The following is a 26,625-nucleotide window of genomic DNA, read 5'->3' as shown; positions in this document are numbered from 1 at the left end:
CTAAAGCGGTTTTTCTAAATGAATTGTTGCGGCAGATTTAAACTCAATTTCACCAATATCTGAAGCATTAATAGGTGTTGTTTTATCATCTAGACTTAACGTAATTTCTATTCTTGTAAAATTTATTACATTAGAATTTGTTGCTACAACTATTTCCTCTCTTTGTTTAAAATCTAAGTTATTTGCAGTAATATTTAAGTCTTTTAATTGATATATTAAATTATCATCTTCATCTAATAGTAAGATTTTCATAGTAAAATCTCGATTAAATTTATTTACAACTTGAATGTCAAAATCTAATTGTACCAAATTATTTTTAACAAAATTATTTTCAAAAAGTTTAAAGTCTGAAGTTTCTGATATTTCTGTAATTATTGGTACACCAAAGGCCGAAGCAAAACTAGTTGCATCAATTGTAAAAAAAGTAAGTGAGGAAGTTATAGATGGTTTTATAGCATAATCTTCTATTTGATCAAAATCTAAAGATTGTGAACAACAGAAAAACAAAAGAGTGCACATAATTACACACAATTTATTGAGGGATTTCATAGTTTAGAATTTAACTTAAGTTTAAACGAATATTATTCTAAAGATATTGCTTTATTTCTAATAAGTTTTTTACAGAAACAATATCGCTATTTGTTTCACTTAGATCATCAAAAACACAATGAATTGTTTTTAAACCTACATTTAAAGCGCCTTCTATATCTGCCTCTAAACTATCTCCAATCATCATCGAATTTTCTTTCTTAGCATTTGCTACTTTTAGCGCAAAATTAAATACTTTGGGATTTGGCTTTTTTACACCTACAGATTCCGAAGTAATAATTTGATCGAAATAATGATCTATTTTAGAATTCTTCAACTTCTTGCTTTGTATTTCTTCAAAACCATTTGTAATAATATGAAGTGTATATTTCTCTTTTAAGTAATCTAACAAATCAAACGTACCTTCAAAAAGATGATTAAAATTAGCTAAGTTTTCGATATAATCATCGGCTAATTTATTTATTAATGCATCTGAAATTTCATAATTAACAGCATCAAAAGAATTTTTAAGTCTTGCATATCTTAGCTCTTCTTTAGATACTTTTTCTTGTCTGTAAAGTTTCCAATACTTTAAATTTAGAGGAATGTAAGCCTCTAAAAAAGTATCTATTTTAACATCTACGTTGTTATCTAAAAATATTTTTTCTAAAGTTAATTCAGAATTTTTTTCAAAATCCCATAAAGTATGATCTAAGTCAAAAAAAACGTGTTCTATTTTCATCTGTTAAAAGTAGAAATTATTCCCAAAATAAAGAAGATTAAGTTGTTATATTTGTTAAAACTAAATTTTTATTTTTTGAGTAACAAGCTTCATGTTTTATTTCTTTGTGGTTGGTATCCTTCTAAGGTTTTACCTACAAACGGAGACTTTATAGAAAGGCATGCTAAAGCAGTTGCAAAAAAGCACACAGTAACAGTAATTCATCTTATTACAGATGAAAAAATGACTTCTCTTATTGAGGTAGTTTCTAAAGAAGAAAGAAACATTACAACACACATTGCTTATTTAAGGAAAGAAAATAACCCTTTTAAAAAAGTAATTCTATTTAGAAAAGCATTTTTAGTTTTATTAGAAAGAACAGCACCTTTTAATATTGTTCATCTAAATGAAATTTTCCCTTTTGGTATTTTTAGTTTGTATTTAAAATGGTTTAAAAAGAAACCTTATATAATTTCAGAACATTTTACAGGATATCATCAACCACAAGCATCTAAAATATCTTTTACTCAAAAATTTATTTCTAAAATAATTACAAAAAATGCTGCTTTTATTTGCCCTGTTTCTAATAATTTAAGAGACGCAATGTTAGCCCTAAATTTTAAAGGGAATTATATTAAAGTGCCAAATGTGGTAAATACAAGTTTATTTGTTCCACTAGAGAATAACAATACTACTTTTACAATTACTCATGTTTCTAACATGCAAAATAAACATAAAAATGTAGAAGGGTTTTTAAGAGTTATAAAGAAATTAGAAAGCAGTATAACTAACTTTAATGTAAAACTTATTGGAGAAAATTCTTTAAAATACAAAGCTTTTGCAGAAAGAATTAAAATAGATTTAACTAAGATCCATTTTATAGATCAAATTCCTCACAAAGAAATTGTTTCTCATTTACAAGAAAGTAATCTGTTTGTCTTGTTTAGTAATTATGAGAATTTACCTTGTGTAATTTTAGAGTCTTTTTCTTGCGGAGTTCCTGTAATATCTACAAACGTTGGTGGAATTAGCGAATATTTTCCTAAAAATTTTGGTTTTTTAATTCCTAAAGAAGATGAAATTACCTTGTTAGATAAAATAGTAAAAGTGCATCTAGATTTTAAAACAGATAAAAATAAAATGCATACTTATGTAAAAAATCATTTCTCTGAAGATAGAATTGTTTCAGATTTCGAACAACTCTATTATAAATCTTTAAATTCTTAATTCTGAAATTAATAATAAATTATATACAAAATTTTTTAAATCGCTCTGGAAGTTATGTGTTTTTTGCTACCATAATTTCTAGGTTATTATCTTTAATAGCATCTTGGGTTGCTTTACAGTTTATAGATAATAATGCTTTAGGTGTAGTGCTATTTTCTTATAATATAATTCTCTTTATTTTACCTATTAGTGGCTTAGGTTTGCCTCAAAGCCTTATTCGTTTTAGCGCTTTAAATAAGAATGAAGAAGATAGAAATAATATTTTTTTGTACGTTTTAAAAAATGGTTTATTTAGTTCTATTGGTATAATTCTACTTATAATTAGTATTAGTTTTTTTATTCCTTTTCAGTTTGAAAAAGCACAAACTTATATGATATTTTTATCATTTTTAATTGTACCTAGTTTTCTTTTTGAGATTGTTAGAGCACAACTAAGATTAAACCACGACAATAAAAACTTTGCATATTCAGAGTTGTTACACAGTATTATTTTTGTACTATTAATAACATTCTTAACATACTTTTTAGATGAAACAGGCTACATAATTACGCTCTTAGTAACACCTCTTTTAGCTTCTTTATTTTTTATTAAGAAATTAAAAATTAAAGTAAAACAGATTAAAAAACTGCCAGAATTAAATTTTAATTTTTGGAAATATGGTTTTTTTGCTAGTTTATCTAATGTAGTAACACAATTGTTATTTGTTATAGATATCCTCTTAATTGGCTACCTAATTAAAGATGCAGAAATGGTAACAAACTATAGATATATTTCTTTAATTCCTTTTAGTTTATTGTTTTTACCAAGAGTTTTTATAAACACAGATTTTGTAACTTTTACAGAAAAAATATATGATAAAAACTATATAAGAGAGTATATAAAAAGCTACATGCTGCTTTTTCTAATAGTAAGTATTGTACTAATAATAATTTCTTATTTCTTCGGAAGTTTTATTTTAAGTTTACTAGATGATCGTTTTATATTATATACCTCAACCTTTTTTATAATGATGATTGGTGTCTCTGGAATTTTTATTTTTAGAGGCCTTTTTGGTAACCTCTTATCTTCTATTGGTAAAGCAAACGTAAATTACTACATCTCTTTAATTGCTTTACTTCTAAATGTTATTAGTAATTATTATTTAATACCAAAATACGGTATTAAAGGTGCTGCAATTACCTCTGCTGTCTTAATGTGGTTTACTGGAATACTTTCTTTAATCAGTTTTAAAATATTTTATAAAAAAGCTTTATTAAAGGTTGAATAGATTTCTTCTTCTGCACCAAAACTTCTATAAAACTTACCAATATTAGGCATATTCCCGCCTTCAAAATCTAGAATAAGATTAGAATTTTCATTCTTTTTAATAACATTTGAAATTAAAAAACTTGCTGCTTGTAATTTTCTTCCTTCTTCGTTAAATGCAGAATATAAATAAATTATTCTTGTTTTATCACTTATAAAAAAACCGCCACCCAACAATTTATCTTCTTTAAAAACACCTAAAATCTCTCCTTTATTTTTCTGAAGAATCGTTTTTGTTAAATTGATTAAAGTAACTTCTGGTATTTTATAATTGTAGTTTTTATTTTGAATTTCGATAAGTTTATCAATTGTAATAATACCTAATTTTAACCCAGCCTTCTCGCCTACTTTTACAGCATGTTTTCTTCCTTTAGAAAAACATTTTTGTGTTTCTACATATTGCTTAGAAAGTTTTAATGTGTAATTTTTACGTCTTGTTTCTTCCGATAGTAAAAGATTATCAGAATTTAAACTTAAAGAAACCTTTAAAAATTTAAAAGGGATATGGTTTAACATTTCCTTCTGAAGATCATTAGAAATTATACCTCTAGAAAAAAGCCCCAATTGCTGGCAAAAATAAGGTTGAGTACTATATTTTATAAAATATTTTTTGTTAAAAGGAATTGGCATTACAGCTTCATAATCGTTTAAAACTAAAACTGCCCAATTATCTGCTACAATATCTAAATACCAAGAATAAGCATACATTCTAGACTGATTAGAGTTCTCTATGCATGCATTATATTTTAAAACGTCTACGTTTATTCTTTTAACAAAACTAATCATTCTAAGAGGTTGCAATTTTTATCATAGATTCATACAAACGCTTCCAGCCTTTCCAACGTAAATGGTTGCTTAAACTCTCGTTATGAAACAGTGTAATAAATGTACCATTTACAGCTTTCACTTCATTTCTTAAATCTCTAATTTTCCCCAAAGATTGTTTAGGTGTAATATTTAAATAATCATTTAAAGTAGTATCCATTAAAGCAAAAGGAAACACTTTTAATGGTGTTTGAATTTCGAAATCTAAATCGTAAAAATAAAAAGGAGTACAAGTACTTGCTCTAAAACCAACGTTACTTGCATATCCCATAGAATGGTCTTCTGCTATTTCTAAATCTATTAATTGTTGATACGTTTCGGGTAAATTAAAGCGTAAATAATGCTGTCTAGATCTAATTATGGGTGTATTAGTAATATTTTCTAATCTATCTTTTTCCTTCTTTAAAAGTAGTGCATTTTGCATTGTAAAATAAGATGGATGTAAACCAACACTTGCATAGTCTACCAAATCTTTTATTAGCAGTCTATATTTATTTTTAGATGCAGATACATTCGTATCGAACGTAGTATAATCCCCTATAGAACAGAAAAAAATAGTTCGTACATTTTGTGCTTTTTTTATGTTTAATATTTTCTGAAAATTATCGAAAGGATCTCTTTTAATGTTTAATGTAACCGTTAAACGATACCAAACATTTATTAATCTTAATTTAAATAAATCGTTTATAAAACCACCAAATGTTCTTATAAAATTCTTATACTTATATGCAAAAGCATTATCTATATCTATGGTAGAAATATACTCGTAAGATCTATTTTTGTATTCGTAATCTGGAAATTTCTCTTTTAATTTTGCTAATAATTTATAGGCCCAAATATCTACAACTGGTTTTTCTAAAAATCCGTTTTTAAAAGCTAAACTTTCTGTGGCTGTATACCGACCATGAATGTCTTTTACATGTGGTAGATATTCTTCGTAACGAGAAATTAAATAAAAACTAGCAGCAAAAATATCAAAAGGAATTACAGATTTACTTCCAGATACAAAAAAACAAGGTACTTCTTCCCATTTCTGAATATTAATATCTAAATCGTTAACTCCTTGTTCAAATAACAAATCGTTACTTTTTATAAAAAATTCGTTTCCTAATGGTGTTTTTGTATACGTTAATTTAGGACCATTATGCGCCACAAATTCTTCTACTTTAGAAGTAAAACTTACAGGTATTAAGAGTATTCTTGTTAAAATATGTTTAAATATATAACGAACTCTTGGTGTAATTTTATGTGTATAAACTAATATCATTGTTTAATTTAGTTGCAAAGGGGCAAAGTAATAAAATTTAAAGTTTTGCCTACTACTTATAGCATAAAGATTAGAGTAAACTCTCGTCTGCAAAACTAAAATACGCTTTTTCTGTAATAATTAAATGATCTAACAATTTAATATCTAAAGTATCGCCAGCTTCTTTTATTTTTTGAGTTAATTTCTTGTCTGCATTACTTGGTGTTAATTTACCTGATGGATGATTATGACATACAATTATTGCAACTGCTGCCAATTCTAGCGCTCTTTTAAAGACTAATCTTATATCTACAATAGTTGCAGTTAAACCTCCTTTACTAATCTGAGATTTTGCCATAACTTTATTAGAATTATTTAGAAATAAAACCCAAAATTCTTCGTGTTCTAAATCGCCAATTATAGGTTGCATTACATTTGCAACATCTTTACTACTAGTAATTTTCGGCTTTTCTAAAGCAACTTCTAATTGTCTTCTTTTACCTAATTCTAACGCAGTAATTATGCTTATTCCTTTTGCTTCTCCTATTCCCTTAAACTTTGTTAATTTTTCTACAGATAATTTTGCAAGCTCATTAATATTCCCATTTACAGAATTTAGAATACGTTTGGATAATGCAACTGCACTTTCTTCTCTGTTACCAGAACCTATTAAAATTGCAATTAATTCTGCATCTGATAATGCTGTTTTTCCTTTAGCTACTAATTTTTCTCTAGGCCTATCATCTAAAGCCCAAGATTTAATAGTTAATTTTTCCATGCTTTTTTTTTATAAATGTACAAAATAGGATTTTAGTTTTTTTCTTCTTTTTCAGTAATTAAAACTTCCACATAAAAAGAAAACCAATTTATAAAAAACAGTTTGCAGACTTTTGTATCTTTGCATCTTATATTCTATATATTTACATATGAAGATTATTATAGCAGGTGCTGGAGATGTTGGCTTTCATTTAGCAAAACTACTTTCTTACGAATCTCAAGACACTTACATCATCGATTTTGATGGTGAACGATTAAATTACATTAATGAACATTTAGATGTAATTACTAAAAAAGGAGATGCAACCTCTATTAAACTTTTAAAAGAAATTGGTATCGATTCTGCAGATTTATTAATAGCAGTTACAGAAAGCCAGAATACCAATTTTACAATTTCTGTAATTGGTAAATCTTTAGGAGCTAAAAAGACAATTGCTCGTATAGATAACCCAGAATTTTTAAATGAGTGTGAAGTAGATTTTAAACAATTTGGTTTAGATTTTATGATTTCACCTCAAGAATTGGCTGCAAATGAAATTAAGATGCTGTTAAATCAGTCTTCTTTTAACGATACCGTAGAGTTCGAAAGTGGTCTTTTTAATGTAATGGGAACCGCATTAAGCTACAAATCTCCATTAGTTAACTTAACAGTAAAAGAAGCAAAACAGAAATTTTCTAATGTAGATTTTATTACAATTGCTATCAAACGAGATAACGTTTCTCAAACCATTATTCCTAGAGGAGATACTACTTATCAATTAAATGACCAAGTGTATTTTTCTGTACCAAGTTATAATGTAAAAGATTTATACCCAATTATTGGAAAAATAAAATTTGATATTAAGAATGTTATAATCCTTGGAGGAAGTAGTATTGGTGAGAAAACGGCACGAAACTTATGTCAAGAAGGTTTTAATATTAAATTAATAGAAAAGAATAGAGAAAAAGCAGAAAATCTTGCCGAAGAATTAGAAAACGTTTTAATAATTCATGGAGATGGTACAGATTTAGAATTGTTAGAACAAGAGAATATTAGAGAAACAGATGCTTTTATTGCTGTTACTGGTAATTCTGAAACGAACATTATGTCTTGTTTAGTTGCAAAATCTAAAGGCGTTAAAAAGACGATTGCTTTAGTTGAAAATATGGATTATATTGAAATATCTCAAACCATTGGTATTGAGTCGTTAATCAATAAAAAATTAATTGCAGCAAGTAATATCTTAAGGCATATTAGAAAAGGTGAAATTTTAGCCTTAGCGAACTTACACAATATAGATGCCGAAGTATTTGAGTTTGAAGTACAACCAAATGCAAAAGTTACAGAAAAACCCATTAAAGATCTAAACTTTCCTAGAGAAGCCGTTTTTGGAGGAGTTATTAGAAACGGAAAACCATATATGTCTTTTGGTGATATGCAAATAGAAAGCGGAGATAAAGTAATTGTATTCTGTTTACCAGATGCTGTAAATACTGTAGAAAGTCTATTTAGATAAATGGGAGCTTTAAACACAAAAATTATTTATCGTTTTTTAGGAATTACAGCCATTCTAAATGGTTTGTTTATGTTCTTAACAGTTCCTTTTAGTATGTTTTATGATGAACCAGAAAAATGGGGAATTTTAAACGCAGGAATTATTACTACTTTTATTGGTATTCTTCTATACTTTGTTAACAAACCTACAAACAAAACCATTCAGAAAAAGGAAGGTTACTTAATTGTAACTTTAGGTTGGTTAACACTTTCTTTTACAGGAATGTTACCCTACTTACTTTCTGGTGCAATACCTAGTATATCAGATGCTTTTTTTGAAACTATTTCCGGATATTCTACAACGGGTTCTTCAATACTAACAGATATAGACAATATGCCAAAAGGAATTCTTTTTTGGCGAAGTGCAACCCATTGGATTGGTGGTATGGGAATTATTGTTTTAACAATTGCTATTTTACCGCTTTTAGGTATTGGAGGTATGCAACTCTTTATGGCCGAAGCTCCAGGACCTTCTGCAGACAAATTACATCCAAGAATTACCGATACTGCAAAAAGATTATATTTAATATATGTTATCTTAACTTTAGTTGAATTTTTCTTATTGAAGTTTGCTGGTATGACCTGGTTTGACGCTATTAATCATGCAATGGCAACAATGAGTACAGGTGGTTTTTCTACAAAATCTGATAGTGTGGCTTTCTACAACGGTAAGCCTTTAATACAGTATATTATTATCTTTTTTATGTTTGTGGCTGGTACTAACTTTGTTTTAACCTATTTCGCATTAAAAGGAAAAGTTCAGAAAGTTTTTCAAAGTGAAGAATTTAAATATTACTTATTCGGAACTTTAGGTGTTTCAGCAGTAATTGCAATAGTAATTATCTTTTTTCAAGATCCTAATTTAGAAACAGTTTTAGCACACCCAAAAGTATTTGGTGAGGTTGAAAGTGCTATTAGACATTCTCTTTTTATGGTTGTTTCTGTAGTAACTACAACTGGCTTTGTATCTGCAGATTTTACAATGTGGAATTTCTTTGCTACCGGTATTTTCTTTGCCTTGTTCTTTACAGGTGGTTCTGCTGGTTCTACAAGTGGTGGCGTAAAAGTTGTTAGACATATTGTAATGCTAAAAAACAGTTTTTTAGAGTTTAAAAAAGCACTACACCCAAATGCTATTATACCTGTTAGATATGACGGGAAAGCCGTAAACAGAACAATTGTATTTAACATCTTATCTTTCTTTATTATTTACATGTTAATTTTTATTATTTCTTCTGTAATTTTAACGTTACTTGGGTTAGATTTTATGTCTGCAATTGGTGCTGCTGCATCTTCTTTAGGTAATATTGGGCCAGCAATTGGTTCTGTAAGTCCTGTAGATAATTTTGCACATTTATCTAATTCGGCAAAATGGTTTTGTTCTTTCTTAATGTTAATAGGTAGACTAGAATTATTTACTGTTCTAATTCTATTTACTCCTTTCTTTTGGCGTAAAAATTAGTAATAAACAACATATTTTTTTTTAAAACTTAACTTATAAACTTTAAAAACGTTTCGAATTTTTCGAAACGTTTTTTGTTTCTAAATACACTAAAAATACTTACATTTATTTTTCATGAAAAAACAACCTCACTTTTTATATAAAGCAGTAGAAGATAAAACTATTGTTTGGTTTGAAAACAATAATGAATATTTAGTTTTAGAAAATACAACTGCAGACATTCTAAAAAGATTAAGTAAAGGAATTACTGTTAAAGAAATAGCAACCGCTTTAGCTAAAAAACTAACTGTTCCTTTAGATAAAACAATTGATTTTGTTTTAGATTTAGAGAGAAAAATATATGCTCCTAAAACCTCTATAGATTCTAAAGTAGTTAATGATTATAGAGATGTAAAGAAACCAAAGTTGTTTGAATTTACTAAATATTATAAAATAAATAATCTTGTTTTTAAAGTTGAGTTTTCTTCGGAATATGAATTGTATTTGGTGCATCCAAAATTTGCTCATTTAGAAGTTGAAAATAGTAATAATACCTCTTTTACTTTTACCGTTTTCTTAAATAATAATTATGTTTTTTTCTACGTTGATAAGAATTTTATTGGTGCTTGGAGTAAAAAAGAAATTCACTTTTTCCAAGGAAAATTCTCTATGGAATTAATTCAGAAAATTCATAAAAAAGAAGAAAGTGAATGGTTAGGAGTTTTTCATGCATCTGCAGTTTCAAATGGTAAAAAATCTATTCTATTCTTAGGCGATTCTGGTAACGGAAAAAGTACTTCTTTAGCATTGTTACAAGGAAATGGTTTTACTTGCTTAGCAGATGATTTTGTACCAATAGACGCTACTAAAAAAGATGTCTATAGCTTTCCTGCTTCCATATCTATCAAAAAAAATAGTTTAGATGCTTTACTTCCACTTTATCCAGAATTAGAAAACTCTGCAGAATATCATTTTAAAAGATTAAATAAAATTGTTAGATACTTAAAACCTAATAACAATAATTTTTCATCTCACTTGCCTTGTAAAGATTTAGTCTTTATTAAATATGAAAAAGACGCTGATTTAATTTGTAAGAAAATTTCTAAAATTGATGCTTTTCAACAGTTAGTACCAGATTCCTGGTTATCACCTCTAAAAGAAAACTCAGAAGTCTTTTTAGAATGGTTTACTACTTTAAATTGCTATCAAATTACATATTCAGAAAACAAAAAAATGATTTCAACTGTTTCTCAAATTTTTAATAATGAATTATAAAGAAACCTTATTTTTTGTTGCTAAATGTTTAACAATTACTTTAGAAAAAGAAAATAGAAAAGAAATTGAAACTCAATTAAAATCTACAGAAATAGATTGGGATGCTGTTGTAAAGCTAAGTACAGAACATTATGTTTTTCCTGCATTATACTGTAATCTAAAAAGAGCTGATTTTCTTAAGCATTTACCTGAAGAATTGGTTAACTACATGATTTATATTACTGATTTAAATAGAGAAAGAAACCTACAAATTATAGAACAAGCAAAAGAAGTAAACGAGCTATTATTAGACAATAACATTACGCCAATCTTCTTAAAAGGAACAGGTAATTTACTAGAAGGTTTATATGAAGATGTTGCAGAAAGAATGGTTGGTGATATTGATTTTATAGTATCAAAAGATGATTATTTGAAAACTATAAAAAATTTAAAAAATGATAAATATACAGAATTTCTTAAAAACAAACACCCTTTTCCACACACCAGGCATTATGCAAGGATAGTTAAAGAAAATGGAATTGCTGCTTTAGAAATTCATGACGAATTAATAACAGAAAAATACTTTAAATATTTTGGATATGACTATATATCAAAAAGCGTTATGACTAATTGCAATAACGAAAACTTTATAAGTTATAAAAACCAACTACGCTTAACTATTATATCAAAACACATTAACGATAGTGGTTATTTATTTAAAAACATTTCTTTAAGAAACACCTACGACCTATTTTTATTATCAAAAAAAAATGATGCTAAAAATACCGTTATGGAAATAAAAAAAATAAGCCATTATTTAAACACCTATTTAGCTTCTAGTTACGAGGTTATGGGATCTCCTTACACCTTAACTTATAATAGAAATAAGCAAACGGAGAAATACTTAAAAATATTTTATAAAAATCTAAAAGACAAACCAGACACTAGAATTAAATACCTAAACAAATATCTTTTTTTAAAATTAAGATTTAATGTAGTAAAAAAAGTATTAATAAAAAAAGAAATGAGAGATTGGTTCTTTGAATTAATTTCAAATAAAAATTGGCAACAAGAAAAATTAAGTCAATTAGGATTAAAAAAAACTAAATCTTAGCTTTTAACTCTTCGAAATCTAAACCACCATAATTACCAGAACTCATTAATAAAAGCGCTGTGTTTTCTAAATTCTGTTTGAATAAAAAGTCTTTAAATTCTTGCGGATTAGTGTAAATAATTAAATCATCTCTTTTAAAAGCATTTGCAATTTGTTCTGCAGTTACTTCTTCTAATTGTTTAATTTTTACAGCATGAGGCGAATAAAAAACAACTGCTTTATCTGCAGGATCTAATGCTCCTTTATATTCTGCTAAAAACTCAGCATTTAAACTAGAATACGTATGTAACTCTAAACATGCTAAAACTGTTCTATTAGAGTATTGATTTTTCACTGCTTTTGTAGTTGCTTTAACCTTACTTGGGCTATGTGCAAAATCTTTAAATATTACTGTAGTGTTGTTTTCTGCAATTTTTTCTAAACGTTTACTTGCTCCGCTAAAACTTGCTATTGCTTCATAAAAATCATCTTCATCAATTCCCATGTGTTGACAAATCCATTTTGCTCCTGCTAAATTCTGAAGATTATGTTTCCCGAAAATTTCTAAAGGTAAATTTCCTTCTGAAGTCTCTAAATATGTAATTCCGTTTTCTATAAAATGTTTAGGCGTTGTATAAGGATATTTCTTAATATGATTTTCCGAAGATTCTACAACGTCTTTTACGACTAAATCTTCTTCATTATAAATCATACTACCACCATTAACCATAGAATCAGTAAAAATTCTAAATTGATCTGTATAATTATCAAAAGTTGGAAAAACATTAATATGATCCCATGCAATACCGCTTAATAATGCAATATTGGGTTTGTATAAATGAAATTTAGGACGCATATCTATTGGCGAACTTAAATATTCATCTCCTTCTAAAACAATAAAATCGTTTTCTTCTGTTAAATGAACCATCGTTTCAAAACCTTCTAATTGTGCACCAACCATGTAGTCTACTTCTTTTTCATGATAATTTAATACATGTAAAATCATAGAAGTAATAGTGGTTTTCCCATGAGAACCTCCAATTACAACACGTGTTTTATTTTTAGATTGTTCGTACAAAAACTCTGGATAAGAATAAATCTTTAAACCCAATTCTTGTGCTTTTAACAACTCTGCATTGTCTTTTTTTGCATGCATACCCAAAATAATAGCATCTAAATTAGATGATATTTTCTCTGGAAACCAACCAAATTCTGCTGGCAATAATCCGTATTTCTCTAATCGAGATTTAGAAGGATTGTGAATAGTATCATCACTTCCAGAAACTTGGTATCCTTTTTGGTATAAAGCGATTGCTAAGTTGTGCATAGCGCTTCCGCCAATTGCAATAAAATGAATGTTCATCTAACAAATTTTAAAAAAGTAAAAATACAAAAGCTCTTTACAATATTGATTATATTTAGAACATAACTCAACAAAAAGTTACTTTTACAGACTAAAAATGCTTGTTAACTAATTTTAAGTTGATATACAAACCGATTTATACGTGCTTTACAGCATTAAATCTATTGATTATGAGAAATACCACTACCACTATTTTATTAATGATTTTATTTTCTTTAACTACATATTCACAAAATAACTTTGAAAACCTTTGGACAGAAGTAGAAAAATTAGAAGTTGATAATTTACCAAAATCTGCATTAAAAATTGTTGAACAGATTTATACAAAAGCAGAAAAAGAGCAAAATTCTCCTCAGTTAATTAAAACACTTTTCTACAAAAGTAAATTTTCTTTAACTTTAGAAGAAGATGCACAATTAAAAGTAATTCATCAATTTAAACAACATATTTCTAACACTAAATTTCCTACAAAAAATGTATTAGAAAACGTATTAGCAAACTTATACTGGCAATACTTTACTCAGAATAGATACAGGTTTTACAATAGAACTGCAACAAAAGAAAAAGTAGATGAAAATGATTTTAGAACTTGGGATTTAAACACATTATTTAAAGAAATTGGCCTTTACTTTAATGCTTCTCTTAAAGATGCAACAGCACTACAAAAAATAAATATTGGTAAGTTCGAAGAAATTCTTCAACTAGAAAAAGACAACAAAACGTATAGCCCAACTTTATATGATTTTTTAGCAAATAATGCTCTAAGTTTCTATAAATCTAACGAAACTTCTATAACAAGACCTTCTTATAAATTTACTATTGATTCTTCAGATTTTTTAAATGAAGCAAAAGTATTTAGTACATTAAAAATTGAATCTAAAGACAGTGTTTCCTTACAGTTAAATGCTTTAAAGACGTATCAAAAATTGATTGCTTTTCATTTAAAATCTAATTATAAAAACGCATTAGCTGCTGTAGATATAGAAAGATTACATTTTGTACATAGCAATGCTACCTTCAAAAATAAAGAAAACACACTTTTAAAAACGTTAGAAAAAGCAGCTAAAGAGAATAAAAACAATGAATCTAACGGATTATACGTGTTTGAAATCGCAAACATATTTCATAAAGAAGCAAATAATTATCATCATTTAAAAGAGGAGAAAAATCGTTTTAAAAACAAAGAAGCATTAGCTCTTTCTAATAAAATTATTACAAATTTCCCAAAAAGTTTAGGTGCTATAAAATGTAAAATTCTAAAAACACAAATTTTAAAGACTTCCCTTTCTATTAGAGCAGAAGAATTTATCCCTATTAATAAAAACTCTAGAATACTCGTTTCTTATAAGAATATGAATCAGCTTTATTTTACAGCTTATAAAATATCTAAAAAACAACAATTAGATTTTAATAAAATCTATAAAAATGAAGAAAAAATAGTATTCTTTAAAAAGCTTCTAGAAGCTAAAAATTGGACGACCATTTTAAGAAATGAAAACGATTATATAAACCACTCTACAGAAGTAATTGTACCAAAATTAAAAGGTGGTATGTATTTAATTCTTGCTTCAGAAAATAAGGTAATTACAGAAGATTCAATTTACGGAACAACACTTATACAAGCAACAAACTTAACGTTGGTTACAAATACTTTTGATAATAAATATAATTACCAAATTGTTGATAGAAATAACGGAGAACCAATTAAAAATGCTGAGATATTTTTAAGAAATAAAAAAAGAAATAGAGGCACCTACATTCATAAAAAACTACTTACAGATAAAAATGGTTTTGCTTCTTTTAAAAGTACAGATCGTTATAGTGATGTAACTATTACTGTAAAAACTAAAGACGACAATGCTACTTTTGGAAACTCTTATTTATACAATCAGATTTCTAAAAACATAAATAATTCAAATGAAAAAATTAATATAAAATCTTTTATTTTTACGGATAGAAGTATTTATAGACCAGGACAAACTGTTTATTTTAAGGCAATTGTTATTAAAAAACAAGGAGATACATCAACCATTTTTACAAATGAATTTGTAGAGCTTACATTAAAAGATGTTAATAGGCAGGTTATAAAAACAATTTCATTAAAATTGAATGAATTTGGTTCTGTAGCCGGAGAATTTATTCTGCCAAACAACGGTTTAACAGGTTCTTTTCATATAACTGCAAAAGTAAAAAACAATAAATACGATTATAAGTATATTACAGTTGAAGAATACAAAAGGCCAAAATTTAAAACAGAATTTAAGCCAAATACAGAAAGTATAAAAGTAAATGATTCGATTACTATAAATGGTTTTGCTAAAGCTTTTTCTGGTGCAAATATTACAGACGGTAACGTGGTTTATAGAGTACACAGAAAAGTTAATTACCCTAATTGGTATTACTGGAGAAGACCTAATTTTAATTCGACAGCGCAAGAAATTACTAGCGGTGAGACCGTTTCTAATAGTTCTGGTAATTTCTCTATTAAGTTTAAAGCAATACCAGACACTAGTGTTTCTAAAAAAGATTTACCTGTTTTCTCATATGAAATTACAGCTGATGTTACAGATGTTAATGGCGAAACTAGAAGCGCTACAACTGTTGTAAAAGTTGGTTATCATTCTTTATTAGCTTCTATTTATATGGATGAAAATATAGATAAAGATCAAAAAAAATCAATTATAAATATTGATACAAAAAACTTAAATGGACAATTTATAGCTGCAAAAGGAACTTTAAAAATCTACAAATTACAAGCTCCAAAAAAACCATTAAGAGATAGACCTTGGTCTACACCAGATTATCAAGATATTTCTGAAATTGAATTTAGAGCGTTATTTCCTAATGATTCTTATTCTAAAAACGAAGATGATGTAGAAAATTGGAAAAAAGGAGCTTTGTTATTTACACAGAACTTTAATACCAAAGACGCTAAAGTAATTGAATTAAAAAACACTAAAAAATGGCTTTCTGGAAAATGTATTGCTGTTTTAGAAAGTAAAGATAAATTTGGACAAGCAGTAAAAGATGAGAGAAAGTTTAACTTATTTTCTTCAAAAGACAAGCATGTTGCAGACAATAAATTATTTGTAATTAACAAAAATAAAAACAATTATAAAGTTGATGATTTTGTGGAGTTACAAATTGGTTCTGCTTCCAAAGATATTACTGTAGTTGTTCAAATTGAAAAAAATAATAAAATTGTAGAAACCTATTTAGTTAAATTAAATAATAAAATTAAAACATTAAAAATACCAGTTCATAAAGAAGATGTTGGTGGTTTTGCAATAAAATATCACTTTGTAAATTACAACTACTTTAAAAGTGGCAGTTTTCTAATTAATGTACCAGAAGAACCTAAAAGTTCTATACAAATTAAGACTAATGTTTTTAGAGATAAGTTACAGCCTGGTGCAGAAGAAACTTGGAACTTTACTATAAAAAATGATAAAAACGATGCTGTTGCTGCAGAAATGTTAGCTTCTATGTATGATGCTTCATTAGATGAATTTAAGTCTCATAACTGGCGTTTTAATCCACTTTCAAATAAAAAAAGTTATTATTCTTACCATACTAGCAATGCAAATATGAGTTTTGGGGTAAATTATTTTAATATTAAAAATAATAGAAGAAGCTACGCTAATTATCCTAATATAAGCTATGCAACTTATAATTGGTTCGGGTTCAGTTTAAATAATAACAATTGGCTTAATCATCAATATTTAAGAAATACAAAACGAAAACTACAAAGTAATAGAAAAGATTTTGAAGGAATAATTACCGGCTTTGTTTCAGATGATAACGGAGAACCTTTACCTGGAGTTTCTATTATTGTAAAAGGAACTATTTATGGAACTGAAACAGATTTTAACGGAAATTATTCTCTTAAGATAAAAACTAAAGACGTTTTAATTTTTAATTATATTGGTTTTAAATCAAAAGAAATTTCAATAATTAAACAAAGCAATGTAAATATAAAATTAGAAGAAGACACGTCTCAATTAGACGAAGTTGTAGTTACTGCATATGGCTCTCAAAAAAGAAAATCTCTAACAGGTTCTATTATGGCAAAAGAATCTGAGATGAACAATAGCTTATCAGACGCATTACAAGGGCAAGTTTCTGGTGTTTCTATTGCCAATAAAAAAGAAAACCAAAAAAGTATTCGTATTAGAGGAATTGGTTCTATAAATTCAAAAGAAAATCCTTTAATAATTGTTGATGGAAAAATTCTAACTTCAGAAGAATTTGAAAAATTGAATGTAAATGAGTTCGCAAAAGTAAATATTTTAAAAAAGGAAGATGCAATCTCTATTTATGGTGACAAAGCTGTAAATGGTGCTATTATTATTACAACAAATAATGCCATTAATAATGAATTATCACAAATAAAAGCACGTAAAAACTTTAAAGAGACAGCGTTCTTTTTCCCACAATTAAGAACAGACAAAACAGGTAAAGTTAGTTTTTCTTTTACAATGCCAGAAGCTCTTACAAAATGGAAACTACAATTATTGGCACATACAAAAGAATTAAAATCTGCTACAAAAACGTTGCAAACCGTTACTCAAAAAGAGTTAATGGTAATACCCAATGCACCAAGATTTTTACGTGAAGGAGATAAAATTACTCTTTCAGCAAAAATAACCAACTTAACAAATAATCTATTAAGTGGTTTTGCTAAACTAATTTTAACCGATGCTATTACAGGAAAAGAAATTAACACCGAGTTAGAAAACATAAACTCTAATAAAGAATTTACGGTTGATAAAGATGGTAACACCGGTGTATCTTGGAATTTAACTATTCCAGAATCTGTGCAAGCTGTTCTATATAAAATTGTAGCTAAGGCTGGTGATTTTTCTGATGGAGAACAAAATGTATTACCAGTTTTATCTAATAGAATGTTGGTTACAGAAACCTTACCAATGTGGTTACGCTCTAACGAAACTAAAACGTTTACATTAGATAAGTTGAAAAATAACACCTCTTCTACTTTAAAAAACCACAAATTAACTTTAGAAATGACGTCTAACCCAGTTTGGTATGCAATACAGTCTTTGCCATATTTAATGGAATATCCTTATGAATGTGCAGAACAAACATTTTCTAGATATTATGCAAATACTTTGGCAAGTTTTGTTGCGAATTCAAACCCTAGAATTCAAGAAGTATTTAATGCTTGGAAATCTTCTGATGCCTTAATATCAAACTTAGAAAAAAATAAAGAATTAAAATCATTAATTATTCAAGAAACACCTTGGTTAAGAGATGCACAATCTGAAACAGAACAAAAGAAGAGAATTGCATTGTTGTTCGATTTAAATAAGATGAAGAACGAACAAGAAAAAGCCATCAATAAATTACAAGATATTCAAATGAATTCTGGTGGTTTTCCTTGGTTTAAAGGAGGAAGGTATGAAAGTACTTTTATAACGCAACACATAGCAACAGGCTTTGGGCATTTGCAAAAATTAGGAGTTTCAGAATTTGATTCATCAACAAAAAAAATGATTGAAAATGCTGTAAAATATCTAGACAAACAAATATTAAACCGCTATGAAAAACTATTAGAAAGTGCTGCTGAAATTAAATATAAAAAAGGAGTTAAAGAATACAATGCATATTTAGCACAAAATCATTTAAGTTATTTTGCTATTCAATATTTATATATGCGTAGTTTTTATGAAGCTATTTCTATGAATAAAAGTACTACCAAGGCGGTTTTATACTATAAAAATCAATCTAAAAAATATTGGAATGATTACAATTTATACGCTAAAGGGCAAATTGCTTTATCACTTTTTAGAAACGATGAAAAAATAGTTGCAAACAAAATTTTAAAGTCTTTAAAAGAAAATTCGATTACTTCAGAGGAGTTAGGTATGTATTGGAAATCTAATACTGCAGGTTATTACTACTATCAAGCTCCTGTAGAAACACAAGCTTTATTAATTGAAGTTTTTTCTGAAATAGAAAACGATACAAAAACCATTGATAATCTTAAAATTTGGCTATTAAAAAATAAACAAACAAATAGATGGAAAACAACAAAAGCAACTACAGAAGCAGTATATGCTTTGTTATTAAATGGTAACGATTGGGTTTCTATAACAGAAATGGTAGACCTTAAAATTGGTACTAAAAAAATTGATGCAACAAAGCTAGAAAATGTAAAAGTAGAAGCTGGTACAGGTTATTTTAAAACTTCTTGGAATGGAAGTGATATTAAAAAAGAAATGGCAAATGTTACCATTAGTAAAAAAGGAAATGGTATTGCTTGGGGTAGTTTGTATTGGCAATATTTTGAAGATTTAGACAAAATTACCTCAGCTAAAACCCCTTTAAAACTAAATAAAAAACTATTCTTAAAGGTAAATTCTGATACAGGTAAAGAGTTGGAAGAAATTACAGAAAAAACACAAGTAAAAGTAGGCGATTTAATTACCGTTAGAATAGAATTGCGTTCTGATAGAGATATGGAGTTTATTCACATGAAAGACATGAGAGCTTCTGGTGTAGAACCCATTAATATATTTTCTAAATATAAATGGCAAGATAATTTAGGGTATTATGAGAGTACAAAAGATGCTGCAACCAATTTCTTTTTTGATCGTTTACCCAAAGGTGTTTATGTTTTTGAATATGATGTAAGAGTTAATAATGCAGGTAGTTTTAGTAACGGAATTACAACCATACAGAGTATGTATGCACCAGAGTTTAGCAGTCATTCTAAAGGTACAAGATTACACATTAAATAAAACGCATTTGCATTAACAATAAAACTGATTGAGTCAATTTTAGAGCAACTATAAAAGTACATTTGTACTATAAACAAATATAAATTATGAAAAAAACATTTTTAATTATAGGTCTTTTAGTAGCAGGTGCATTTTCTACAAATGCACAAAGTATTTCTAAAAACGCAATTGGTTTGCGTTTAGGTGATAATGATGGTTTTGGAGCAGAAATTTCATACCAAAGAGCCTTAAGTGACAATAATAGGTTAGAAGTAGATTTAGGTTTAAGAGATAATTCTAACTATGATGGTTTTAAAGCTACCGGAATTTACCAATGGGTTTGGAATATTGAAGGAGGATTTAATTGGTATGCTGGTGTTGGTGGTGGTTTAGGAAATTACAGTGGAAAAGGAAACAACAATTTTTCTGAAACATTTGTTTTTGCTGCTGGTGATGTTGGTATTGAATATAATTTCCCAGAAGCACCTATATTACTTTCATTAGACTTAAGACCAGAAATTGGCTTTGGTAATACTTTTAATGATTATGATAATGACATTGCTTTTAGTATTAGATACCAGTTTTAGATAAAACATAATGTTATAAAAAAAAACCTCTAAATTAATTTAGAGGTTTTTTTTTGAAGTCTATTTTTTTGGTGGAAATTCTTTCAATATTTCCAGAACTACAGCTTTAAGATAGATTTCTCTTTTTTCTGGTGTTCTACTTTCTTTAATGGTATTATTTAATGAACCTTCCCAAAACAAATCATTTGTTTTTGCTTCAATAAACTTAATAATAAGTTTTTCATTTAACCTTTTACCGCCAATTGGTATTCCTCCAGAAATTCCAATCCCGTTATTTCCAACGCCAATTCCTAAAGTATTGTTGTTTTGCTTTTCTGAAGTTTTTGTTTCAAAAAAAACAAAAAAATCTGGTAAACTACTTTGTTGTAATCCCAAAGAATTAAGATTTTCTTCAATATTAATTGTAACTCTTTTTACATCAAACTCATTAAGATTTTCGCCATTGTCTTCGTAAAAATCGAAAGTTTTAAACTTAGAGAAATCTTCGTTAGCGTTGTAATCTGTAATAACTTTAGATGATGAACAACCTATTAAAAGGAAAATAAAAATGAATTTAATACTTTTCATAATAAATGCTTTACTCTTTAATTACCACTCTAGTTGGTGTATCTGTACCGTTAATTATACTTTTTGTTCCTTTAGCAACTGCTTGTATTGTTTGGGTAATAATAGTCATATTTAAAGTTTCAGATTCATCTGTTAATTTATGATAATCTGGGTCTACATCTATTGGTGTTGTAGAAAATGTATGAGAAGGCACACCTAATCTTGCTAAAGAAGCATTATCTGATCTAAAAAATAAATTAAACTTTTTGTACGGATCTGGAAATAATTGATAACCTGTTCCTACTAAGTTTTTTTGAATAATCTTACCAAAATCTGAACGATCGAAACCTGTTAACCAAGCAGTATTTGGTCCAAAACTTGGCGTCTTACCAATCATTTCTAAGTTTATTCCTGCAACATATTTACTAGCGTCTATTCCTTTACCAAAGTGCGTAGAACCAATTAAACCCATTTCTTCTGCAGTAAACGCTGCAAAAACTATAGTTCTTTCATTACCTACCTTTTTAAAATATTCTGCCAAAACTAAAAGACCAGTTACACCAGAAGCATCATCATTTGCACCATTATAAATAAGATCTCCTTCTCCACTCTTCTTCATTCCTAAATGATCATAATGAGCAGAAATAATAACAATTTCATCTTTTTTACTCTTTCCTTCTAGCACACCAATAATATTACTAGATGTAATATCTTCTTTAGTTCTTCTATTTTTAAAAGTAAGCGTTTGTCTATAATTTGTTAAATCTCCAAAAGTGCTTAAACCTATTTTTTTATATTCGTTTTCTATATAAACAGCTGCTTTTTCAATTCCTGCTGTTCCAGATTTTCTACCTTCCATATCATCTGCAGCCAATGTGTACAAGTGTTTTCTAACAGTGTTAGAGTCTATAAAAACATTTTTTTCTGTTTTTGAATAGTTTCCAGAAATGCCATCAGCACCTTTTTTTCCATTTAAACCTGGTTTACCAGCTGTTCCATTTTCACCATCGTTTCCTTTTGTAACAACACCACAGCTATACATGGTAACTAAAACTATTAAAAAACTTACTATTTTTTTCATTTTGATTCTATTTTAAGGTATAAATATACCAATTAAATCAATAATAAAAAGGAATTTTATAATTCTTAACTGGTTTCTAAATTGAAGTTTTCACTATTCAAAGACGTTAAATTTTATGTATTTTTGCTTAAAATTTTTATCAAATGATTTTATCAGAAATTCCGAATATAAAACACTTAGACGCTAATAACTTTTTTTTATTAGCAGGACCTTGTGCAATAGAAAGTGAAGAAATGGCAATGAGAATTGCCGAAAAAGTAATTACTATTACAGACAAATTAGAAATTCCTTATATTTTTAAAGGAAGTTTTAAAAAAGCAAACAGAAGTAGAATAGATAGTTTTACAGGAATTGGAGATGAGAAAGCATTAAAAATTTTACGTAAAGTTTCTGAAACTTTTAATGTACCAACAGTTACAGATATACATGAAGTTTCTGATGCTGCTAAAGCTGCAGAATATGTAGATGTTTTACAAATACCTGCATTTCTTGTTCGTCAAACAGATTTAGTAGTTGCTGCTGCTAAAACAGGAAAAGTGGTAAACTTAAAAAAAGGACAATTTATGAGTCCTTCTGCAATGAAACATGCAGTACAAAAAGTAAAAGATGCTGGTTCTAATAAAGCGTGGATTACAGATAGAGGAACCATGTTTGGATACCAAGATATGATTGTAGATTTTAGAGGAATTCCTGAAATGCGTGAATTTGCGCCAACAATTTTAGATGTTACGCATTCTTTACAGCAGCCAAATCAAACTGCGGGTGTAACAGGTGGAAGACCAGAAATGATTGAAACAATTGCAAGAGCAGGAATTGTAAATAATGTAGACGGTTTGTTTATTGAAACTCATTTCGATCCTAAAAATGCCAAATCAGACGGTGCAAATATGTTACATTTAGACAATTTAGAAGCACTTTTAACTAATTTAGTTGCCATTAGAAAAACAATTAATAAATTATAGTTTACTATTACAAATAGATTTTAAACCATTCAAACTTAAAAATTTGAGTGGTTTTTTTTTATGAATAATACACAAAGGCACAATAATTGTTTAACGAATGCTATATATCTTTTAATATGATAAAAAAAATATTTGCACTTTTCTTCCTAATAACAATAGCAACTCAAGGTCAGAATTTTAAGAACGTAGATAACATGGTTCTTACATATCCTAAATTTTCTAAAGTAGAAGATTTAACTTCAAGAATTAAAAAAGATTTTACAAATGATGAAGAAAAAGTGCGTGCTGCATTTTTCTGGTTGGCAAAAAACATTAGGTACGATTTAAAGGAGTTCTACAATCCTACTGTAAGAAATTATAGCTTTAGTTATATTTCGGAAGCTGAAAAGATAGAAAAAATGCAAGCTTTAAAAGATCAAATTATAAACGTTGCCTTTAAAACTAAAAAAGGTGTTTGTGAAGAATATGCACAATCCTTTAAAAAAATATGCGATTTATTAGATATAAAAGCAGCAGTTATAAAAGGATACGTTAGAAGTAATTCTAATGAAATTGGCAAGCCAGAGAGAAACTCTAATCATGCTTGGAATGCTGTAAAATTAAATAACAAATGGTTAATTTTAGATGCAACCTGGGCAGCAGGTTATGAATTTAACGGAAAATGGGTAAAGAAATTTAACAACTATTTTTATAATATTCCGAAAGAAAAAATTTTTAAAACACATTTTCCTGAAGAGTCTATATGGGTTTTACGCTTTGGTAGAATTACGTTAGAAGACTTTTATAAACAACCTATTTATGGTGAACAACTTTTAGCTTCTAAAGCTGAGTTAATTTCTCCTAAAAACGGAATTATAACAATAGAGAAAGGTAAAAACATCGAATTAAAATTTAAAAACTTAGAAGCTGCTTCTCTTGTTATTTACAATTTTAAAGGAAATAGGTATGCTAAAAAACCACTTATAAAAACTGAAGGAAATATAACTACTTTAAGTATTGTAAACCCAACAGCAAATTCTGAGTTGTATGTTTATATTAAAGGAGAAAATGCATTAATTTTTAAAACAAAATAATTACTTTTTCTTATAGAAACCTTTCTCTTTTAATAGATGTGCTTCTTCTAAAACAGATAATAATATTTCTTCATTAATTGCCTCGATAGAAGTATAACGTAGCGACTTTACAACTTTTCTATTCTCTGTAATTAAAAGCTCGTTGTATTTTGTTAAATGTGCAGAAACCCAAAAGACAACATCTACATAGCCTTTCTTTTTAGAAGAATTTAAATAACAGAATGGTTTTTCATCTAAATAATAAAAAGGAATCTTCCACTTAAACTGCAAATCTACTTCAGGAAAAGTAGTTTCTATTAGTATTTGCAAATGCAATAAGATAGATTTAAAAGGTTCTGGTTGATTTAATATATATTCTTCTGCTGGTTTCATAATTTAAAAAACAATACTTATCATTTTTGTATCTTTACGAAAGTTATAACATATATGATAAAAAACACACATTTACACGATAATTTTGAAGTCAATTTTACTTTAAAAGGTTTTACAAGTATTCTTATAGGAACTTATTTTTTCTTTTTGGCCTATGCTTATAAATATATTTTAGATAGTTTTTTAATTGATGACCATGCTTTGGGTTTATTATCACCTCAAATTGTTGAAATTATCTTTATTTCTCTTGCTGCTGTATTTGTTTTGTTTTCTTCTTTTGCACTGTTTTTTAGTGGAAAAAGAACCTCTAAAAGGTTTCAAATTAATTTATGGAACGGAAAAACTAAAAGTACTTTTCTAAAATATTTAATAGGAATTGTAATTGTGTTTTCTACTTTAATTACTTTAATGAATCTTGGTTTTATAGATTACATTGCTCCTACTTTTTTAATTATGTATGCATTTTTTCTATTACTTGTTAGAAATAAAACTCGTAATAATCTTCTTTATTTAAGTGGTTTATCTTTACTTTTAGGTATTTATTGTCTAGTTATTCCTGGTTATTGGTATTCTTCTCTAACAATCTTAGGAATAGCACACGGTACGTATGGCCTTATAGAAAGGTAAATTATCTTACAAAATAATTCGTTTTTTATCTTTAGAAACAACATCAATAATTTAAAAAAGAGATTAAAACAAAGTTCAATCACCTATTTTAAAACCAGGTTTCACATATCCTTTTGGTACGTTTTCTGGCGGAACGGTTAAAACATTCCCATCTCTAACAGCATTGTAATGTGGCGATAGTATCTCTATACCAGCGTTGTGCAATTCGTTTTTTATACTTTCATGCAATAAAGAATAAATTACAGCTCCTTTTTCTGGGTGTTTAGTATGGCAATTAATTTCATAATTAATATAGAAATCGTCTAAGCTTTTTACCAAAACAAAAGGTTCTGGGGCTTCTAAAATCATTTTGGTATTCTTTGCTCCTTTTACTAAAGCCTTTATAACATCTCCACTTGGTACATCATAACCAATTGTTACAGAAGTATGTAAAATTACACCAACTTCTTCTGCTGCATTTTTACTAAAATTAATAATATGATTTCCTAAAATAGTTGAATTAGGTACCGTTACATCTAAATTCTTAATAGTTCTAACTCTTGTTACCAATAAACTTCTTTCTGTTACATCACCAACCGTATTTCCTATTTCTACACGATCTCCTACTTTAAAAGGACGCATGTAGGTTATAACAACACCTGCAACAATATTAGAAATTGCTGCTGTAGAACCTAAAGAGAATAAGACACCAAAAAAGATAGAAACCCCTTTAAAAGCATCTGAATCTGAACCAGGAATGTAGGGAAAACAAATTACTGCTGCAAAGGCAATAATTACAACTCTAATTAAATTGAACGTAGGTTTTGCCCAATCTGCATGAAAACCATCTAATTTAAGAGCTTCTCTTTCTAATTCGCCAGTTAAATACTTTAAAAATCTTAGTAAATATTTAGTAATAAAAACAATTACAACAATAAAAAATAACCCCGGAATAAACTTTAAAAAACCATCTATCATAAAATAAACAGGTTTTAAAACATAATCGAAAACAGTATTTGCTATTTCTTTTGTTTCTGGTATAAAACTAAAAAGAAAAGGTAAATAAAGTACTAAAAAGAAAATACTAATTGTAATTCTTATCGATTTTACAGCAAATTTTAAAATATGTTTCTCTCTTCTTGGTGTAATAAATTTAAAGAAATGCAAAATTTCTTTTTTCTTAAAAAGTACGTTTCTATCTAAAGTATCTAATTTAGATTGTAACCATCTAAAAAATCTCTTTAAAAGAAAAAAGAAAAGGAAGATACCTAAAATTGCAAATCCGAAATAGACGTACTTTAAAACCATAATATTAAATAGTTAATTAATAAATTATTAAATGA

Annotated in this window: 21 protein-coding genes; 11 read left to right on the top strand and 10 right to left on the bottom strand. The window is 27.6% G+C overall.

The window, feature by feature from the left end; translation table 11 throughout:
- On the bottom strand, positions 1–549 hold the full coding sequence (locus tag SHK09_RS07870; RefSeq protein ID WP_319810226.1) for a hypothetical protein: 549 nt from the start codon (positions 547–549) through the stop codon (positions 1–3).
- Positions 550–586: 37 nt separating this feature from the next.
- Positions 587–1,270, bottom strand: a complete 684-nt coding sequence (locus tag SHK09_RS07865) for a YjjG family noncanonical pyrimidine nucleotidase (protein WP_319810225.1) — start codon at positions 1,268–1,270, stop codon at positions 587–589.
- 75 nt (positions 1,271–1,345) lie between these two features.
- Here SHK09_RS07865 and SHK09_RS07860 point away from each other — a divergent pair, with 75 nt between their 5' ends.
- Positions 1,346–2,476, top strand: coding sequence for a glycosyltransferase family 4 protein (locus SHK09_RS07860; RefSeq protein ID WP_319810224.1), 1,131 nt, complete (start codon positions 1,346–1,348; stop codon positions 2,474–2,476).
- Positions 2,461–3,744 (top strand): polysaccharide biosynthesis C-terminal domain-containing protein, encoded by a 1,284-nt coding sequence (locus tag SHK09_RS07855; protein ID WP_319810419.1) that lies wholly within the window; start codon positions 2,461–2,463, stop codon positions 3,742–3,744. The genes SHK09_RS07860 and SHK09_RS07855 overlap by 16 nt, the downstream gene beginning before the upstream one ends.
- Here the strand turns inward: SHK09_RS07855 and SHK09_RS07850 are convergent.
- The 3 genes from SHK09_RS07850 to radC form a co-directional block, all read right to left on the bottom strand.
- Positions 3,714–4,568, bottom strand: a complete 855-nt coding sequence (locus SHK09_RS07850; RefSeq protein ID WP_319810223.1) for a hypothetical protein — start codon at positions 4,566–4,568, stop codon at positions 3,714–3,716. The genes SHK09_RS07855 and SHK09_RS07850 overlap by 31 nt on opposite strands.
- Position 4,569: 1 nt before the next feature.
- Positions 4,570–5,874 carry a polysaccharide deacetylase family protein gene (locus SHK09_RS07845; RefSeq protein ID WP_319810222.1) on the bottom strand — a complete coding sequence of 435 codons (1,305 nt, stop codon included), beginning with the start codon at positions 5,872–5,874 and terminating at the stop codon, positions 4,570–4,572.
- A 70-nt stretch (positions 5,875–5,944) separates the two neighbouring features.
- Positions 5,945–6,631 (bottom strand): RadC family protein, encoded by a 687-nt coding sequence (gene radC, locus SHK09_RS07840; RefSeq protein WP_319810221.1) that lies wholly within the window; start codon positions 6,629–6,631, stop codon positions 5,945–5,947.
- Positions 6,632–6,779: 148 nt separating this feature from the next.
- Between radC and trkA the strand changes: the two genes are divergently transcribed.
- The 4 genes from trkA (at position 6,780) to SHK09_RS07820 (ending at position 11,973) form a co-directional block, all read left to right on the top strand.
- Positions 6,780–8,126, top strand: a complete 1,347-nt coding sequence (gene trkA / locus SHK09_RS07835; protein WP_319810220.1) for a Trk system potassium transporter TrkA — start codon at positions 6,780–6,782, stop codon at positions 8,124–8,126.
- Positions 8,127–9,626 (top strand): TrkH family potassium uptake protein, encoded by a 1,500-nt coding sequence (locus tag SHK09_RS07830; protein ID WP_319810219.1) that lies wholly within the window; start codon positions 8,127–8,129, stop codon positions 9,624–9,626. It begins immediately after the preceding gene.
- Between the two features lie 114 nt (positions 9,627–9,740).
- Positions 9,741–10,880 (top strand): hypothetical protein, encoded by a 1,140-nt coding sequence (locus SHK09_RS07825; protein WP_319810218.1) that lies wholly within the window; start codon positions 9,741–9,743, stop codon positions 10,878–10,880.
- Positions 10,870–11,973, top strand: a complete 1,104-nt coding sequence (locus SHK09_RS07820) for a nucleotidyltransferase family protein (RefSeq protein ID WP_319810217.1) — start codon at positions 10,870–10,872, stop codon at positions 11,971–11,973. The genes SHK09_RS07825 and SHK09_RS07820 overlap by 11 nt, the downstream gene beginning before the upstream one ends.
- Here the strand turns inward: SHK09_RS07820 and SHK09_RS07815 are convergent.
- The gene (locus tag SHK09_RS07815; RefSeq protein ID WP_319810216.1) at positions 11,963–13,315 is read right to left on the bottom strand and encodes a UDP-N-acetylmuramate--L-alanine ligase; all 1,353 of its coding nucleotides are present in this window, start codon (positions 13,313–13,315) and stop codon (positions 11,963–11,965) included. The two genes, SHK09_RS07820 and SHK09_RS07815, sit on opposite strands and share 11 nt — an antisense overlap.
- A gap of 170 nt (positions 13,316–13,485) precedes the next feature.
- On the opposite strand from SHK09_RS07815, the gene SHK09_RS07810 reads away from it, so the two are divergent.
- Both SHK09_RS07810 and SHK09_RS07805 read left to right on the top strand, forming a co-directional pair.
- On the top strand, positions 13,486–20,076 hold the full coding sequence (locus SHK09_RS07810; protein WP_319810215.1) for a carboxypeptidase-like regulatory domain-containing protein: 6,591 nt from the start codon (positions 13,486–13,488) through the stop codon (positions 20,074–20,076).
- An 86-nt stretch (positions 20,077–20,162) separates the two neighbouring features.
- Positions 20,163–20,642 (top strand): hypothetical protein, encoded by a 480-nt coding sequence (locus SHK09_RS07805; protein ID WP_319810214.1) that lies wholly within the window; start codon positions 20,163–20,165, stop codon positions 20,640–20,642.
- A gap of 60 nt (positions 20,643–20,702) precedes the next feature.
- Here the strand turns inward: SHK09_RS07805 and SHK09_RS07800 are convergent, their stop codons facing one another.
- Together SHK09_RS07800 and SHK09_RS07795 are read right to left on the bottom strand one after the other, a co-directional pair.
- Complete coding sequence (locus tag SHK09_RS07800; RefSeq protein ID WP_319810213.1) at positions 20,703–21,209, bottom strand: DUF4136 domain-containing protein; 507 nt, start codon at positions 21,207–21,209, stop codon at positions 20,703–20,705.
- 10 nt (positions 21,210–21,219) lie between these two features.
- Positions 21,220–22,269 (bottom strand): M28 family peptidase, encoded by a 1,050-nt coding sequence (locus SHK09_RS07795; protein WP_319810212.1) that lies wholly within the window; start codon positions 22,267–22,269, stop codon positions 21,220–21,222.
- Positions 22,270–22,412: 143 nt separating this feature from the next.
- Here SHK09_RS07795 and kdsA point away from each other — a divergent pair, with 143 nt between their 5' ends.
- Positions 22,413–23,231 (top strand): 3-deoxy-8-phosphooctulonate synthase, encoded by an 819-nt coding sequence (gene kdsA, locus SHK09_RS07790; RefSeq protein ID WP_319810211.1) that lies wholly within the window; start codon positions 22,413–22,415, stop codon positions 23,229–23,231.
- A 116-nt stretch (positions 23,232–23,347) separates the two neighbouring features.
- Positions 23,348–24,304, top strand: coding sequence for a transglutaminase domain-containing protein (locus tag SHK09_RS07785; protein ID WP_319810210.1), 957 nt, complete (start codon positions 23,348–23,350; stop codon positions 24,302–24,304).
- Here SHK09_RS07785 and SHK09_RS07780 read toward each other — a convergent pair whose 3' ends face one another.
- Entirely contained in the window at positions 24,305–24,676 is a 372-nt protein-coding gene (locus SHK09_RS07780) for a DUF1801 domain-containing protein (RefSeq protein WP_319810209.1), read from the bottom strand. It lies immediately after the preceding gene.
- A 54-nt stretch (positions 24,677–24,730) separates the two neighbouring features.
- Here SHK09_RS07780 and SHK09_RS07775 point away from each other — a divergent pair, with 54 nt between their 5' ends.
- Positions 24,731–25,303, top strand: a complete 573-nt coding sequence (locus SHK09_RS07775; protein WP_319810208.1) for a hypothetical protein — start codon at positions 24,731–24,733, stop codon at positions 25,301–25,303.
- Positions 25,304–25,378: 75 nt separating this feature from the next.
- Here SHK09_RS07775 and SHK09_RS07770 read toward each other — a convergent pair whose 3' ends face one another.
- A complete protein-coding gene (locus SHK09_RS07770) occupies positions 25,379–26,590 on the bottom strand; it encodes a mechanosensitive ion channel family protein (protein WP_319810207.1) in 1,212 nt (403 codons plus the stop codon).
- Between the last annotated feature and the right edge of the window lie 35 nt (positions 26,591–26,625).

The organism is Polaribacter sp. PL03, assembly GCF_033875165.1.
Lineage (GTDB): Bacteria > Bacteroidota > Bacteroidia > Flavobacteriales > Flavobacteriaceae > Polaribacter.
This window is presented reverse-complemented; position numbering and strand designations above follow the sequence as displayed.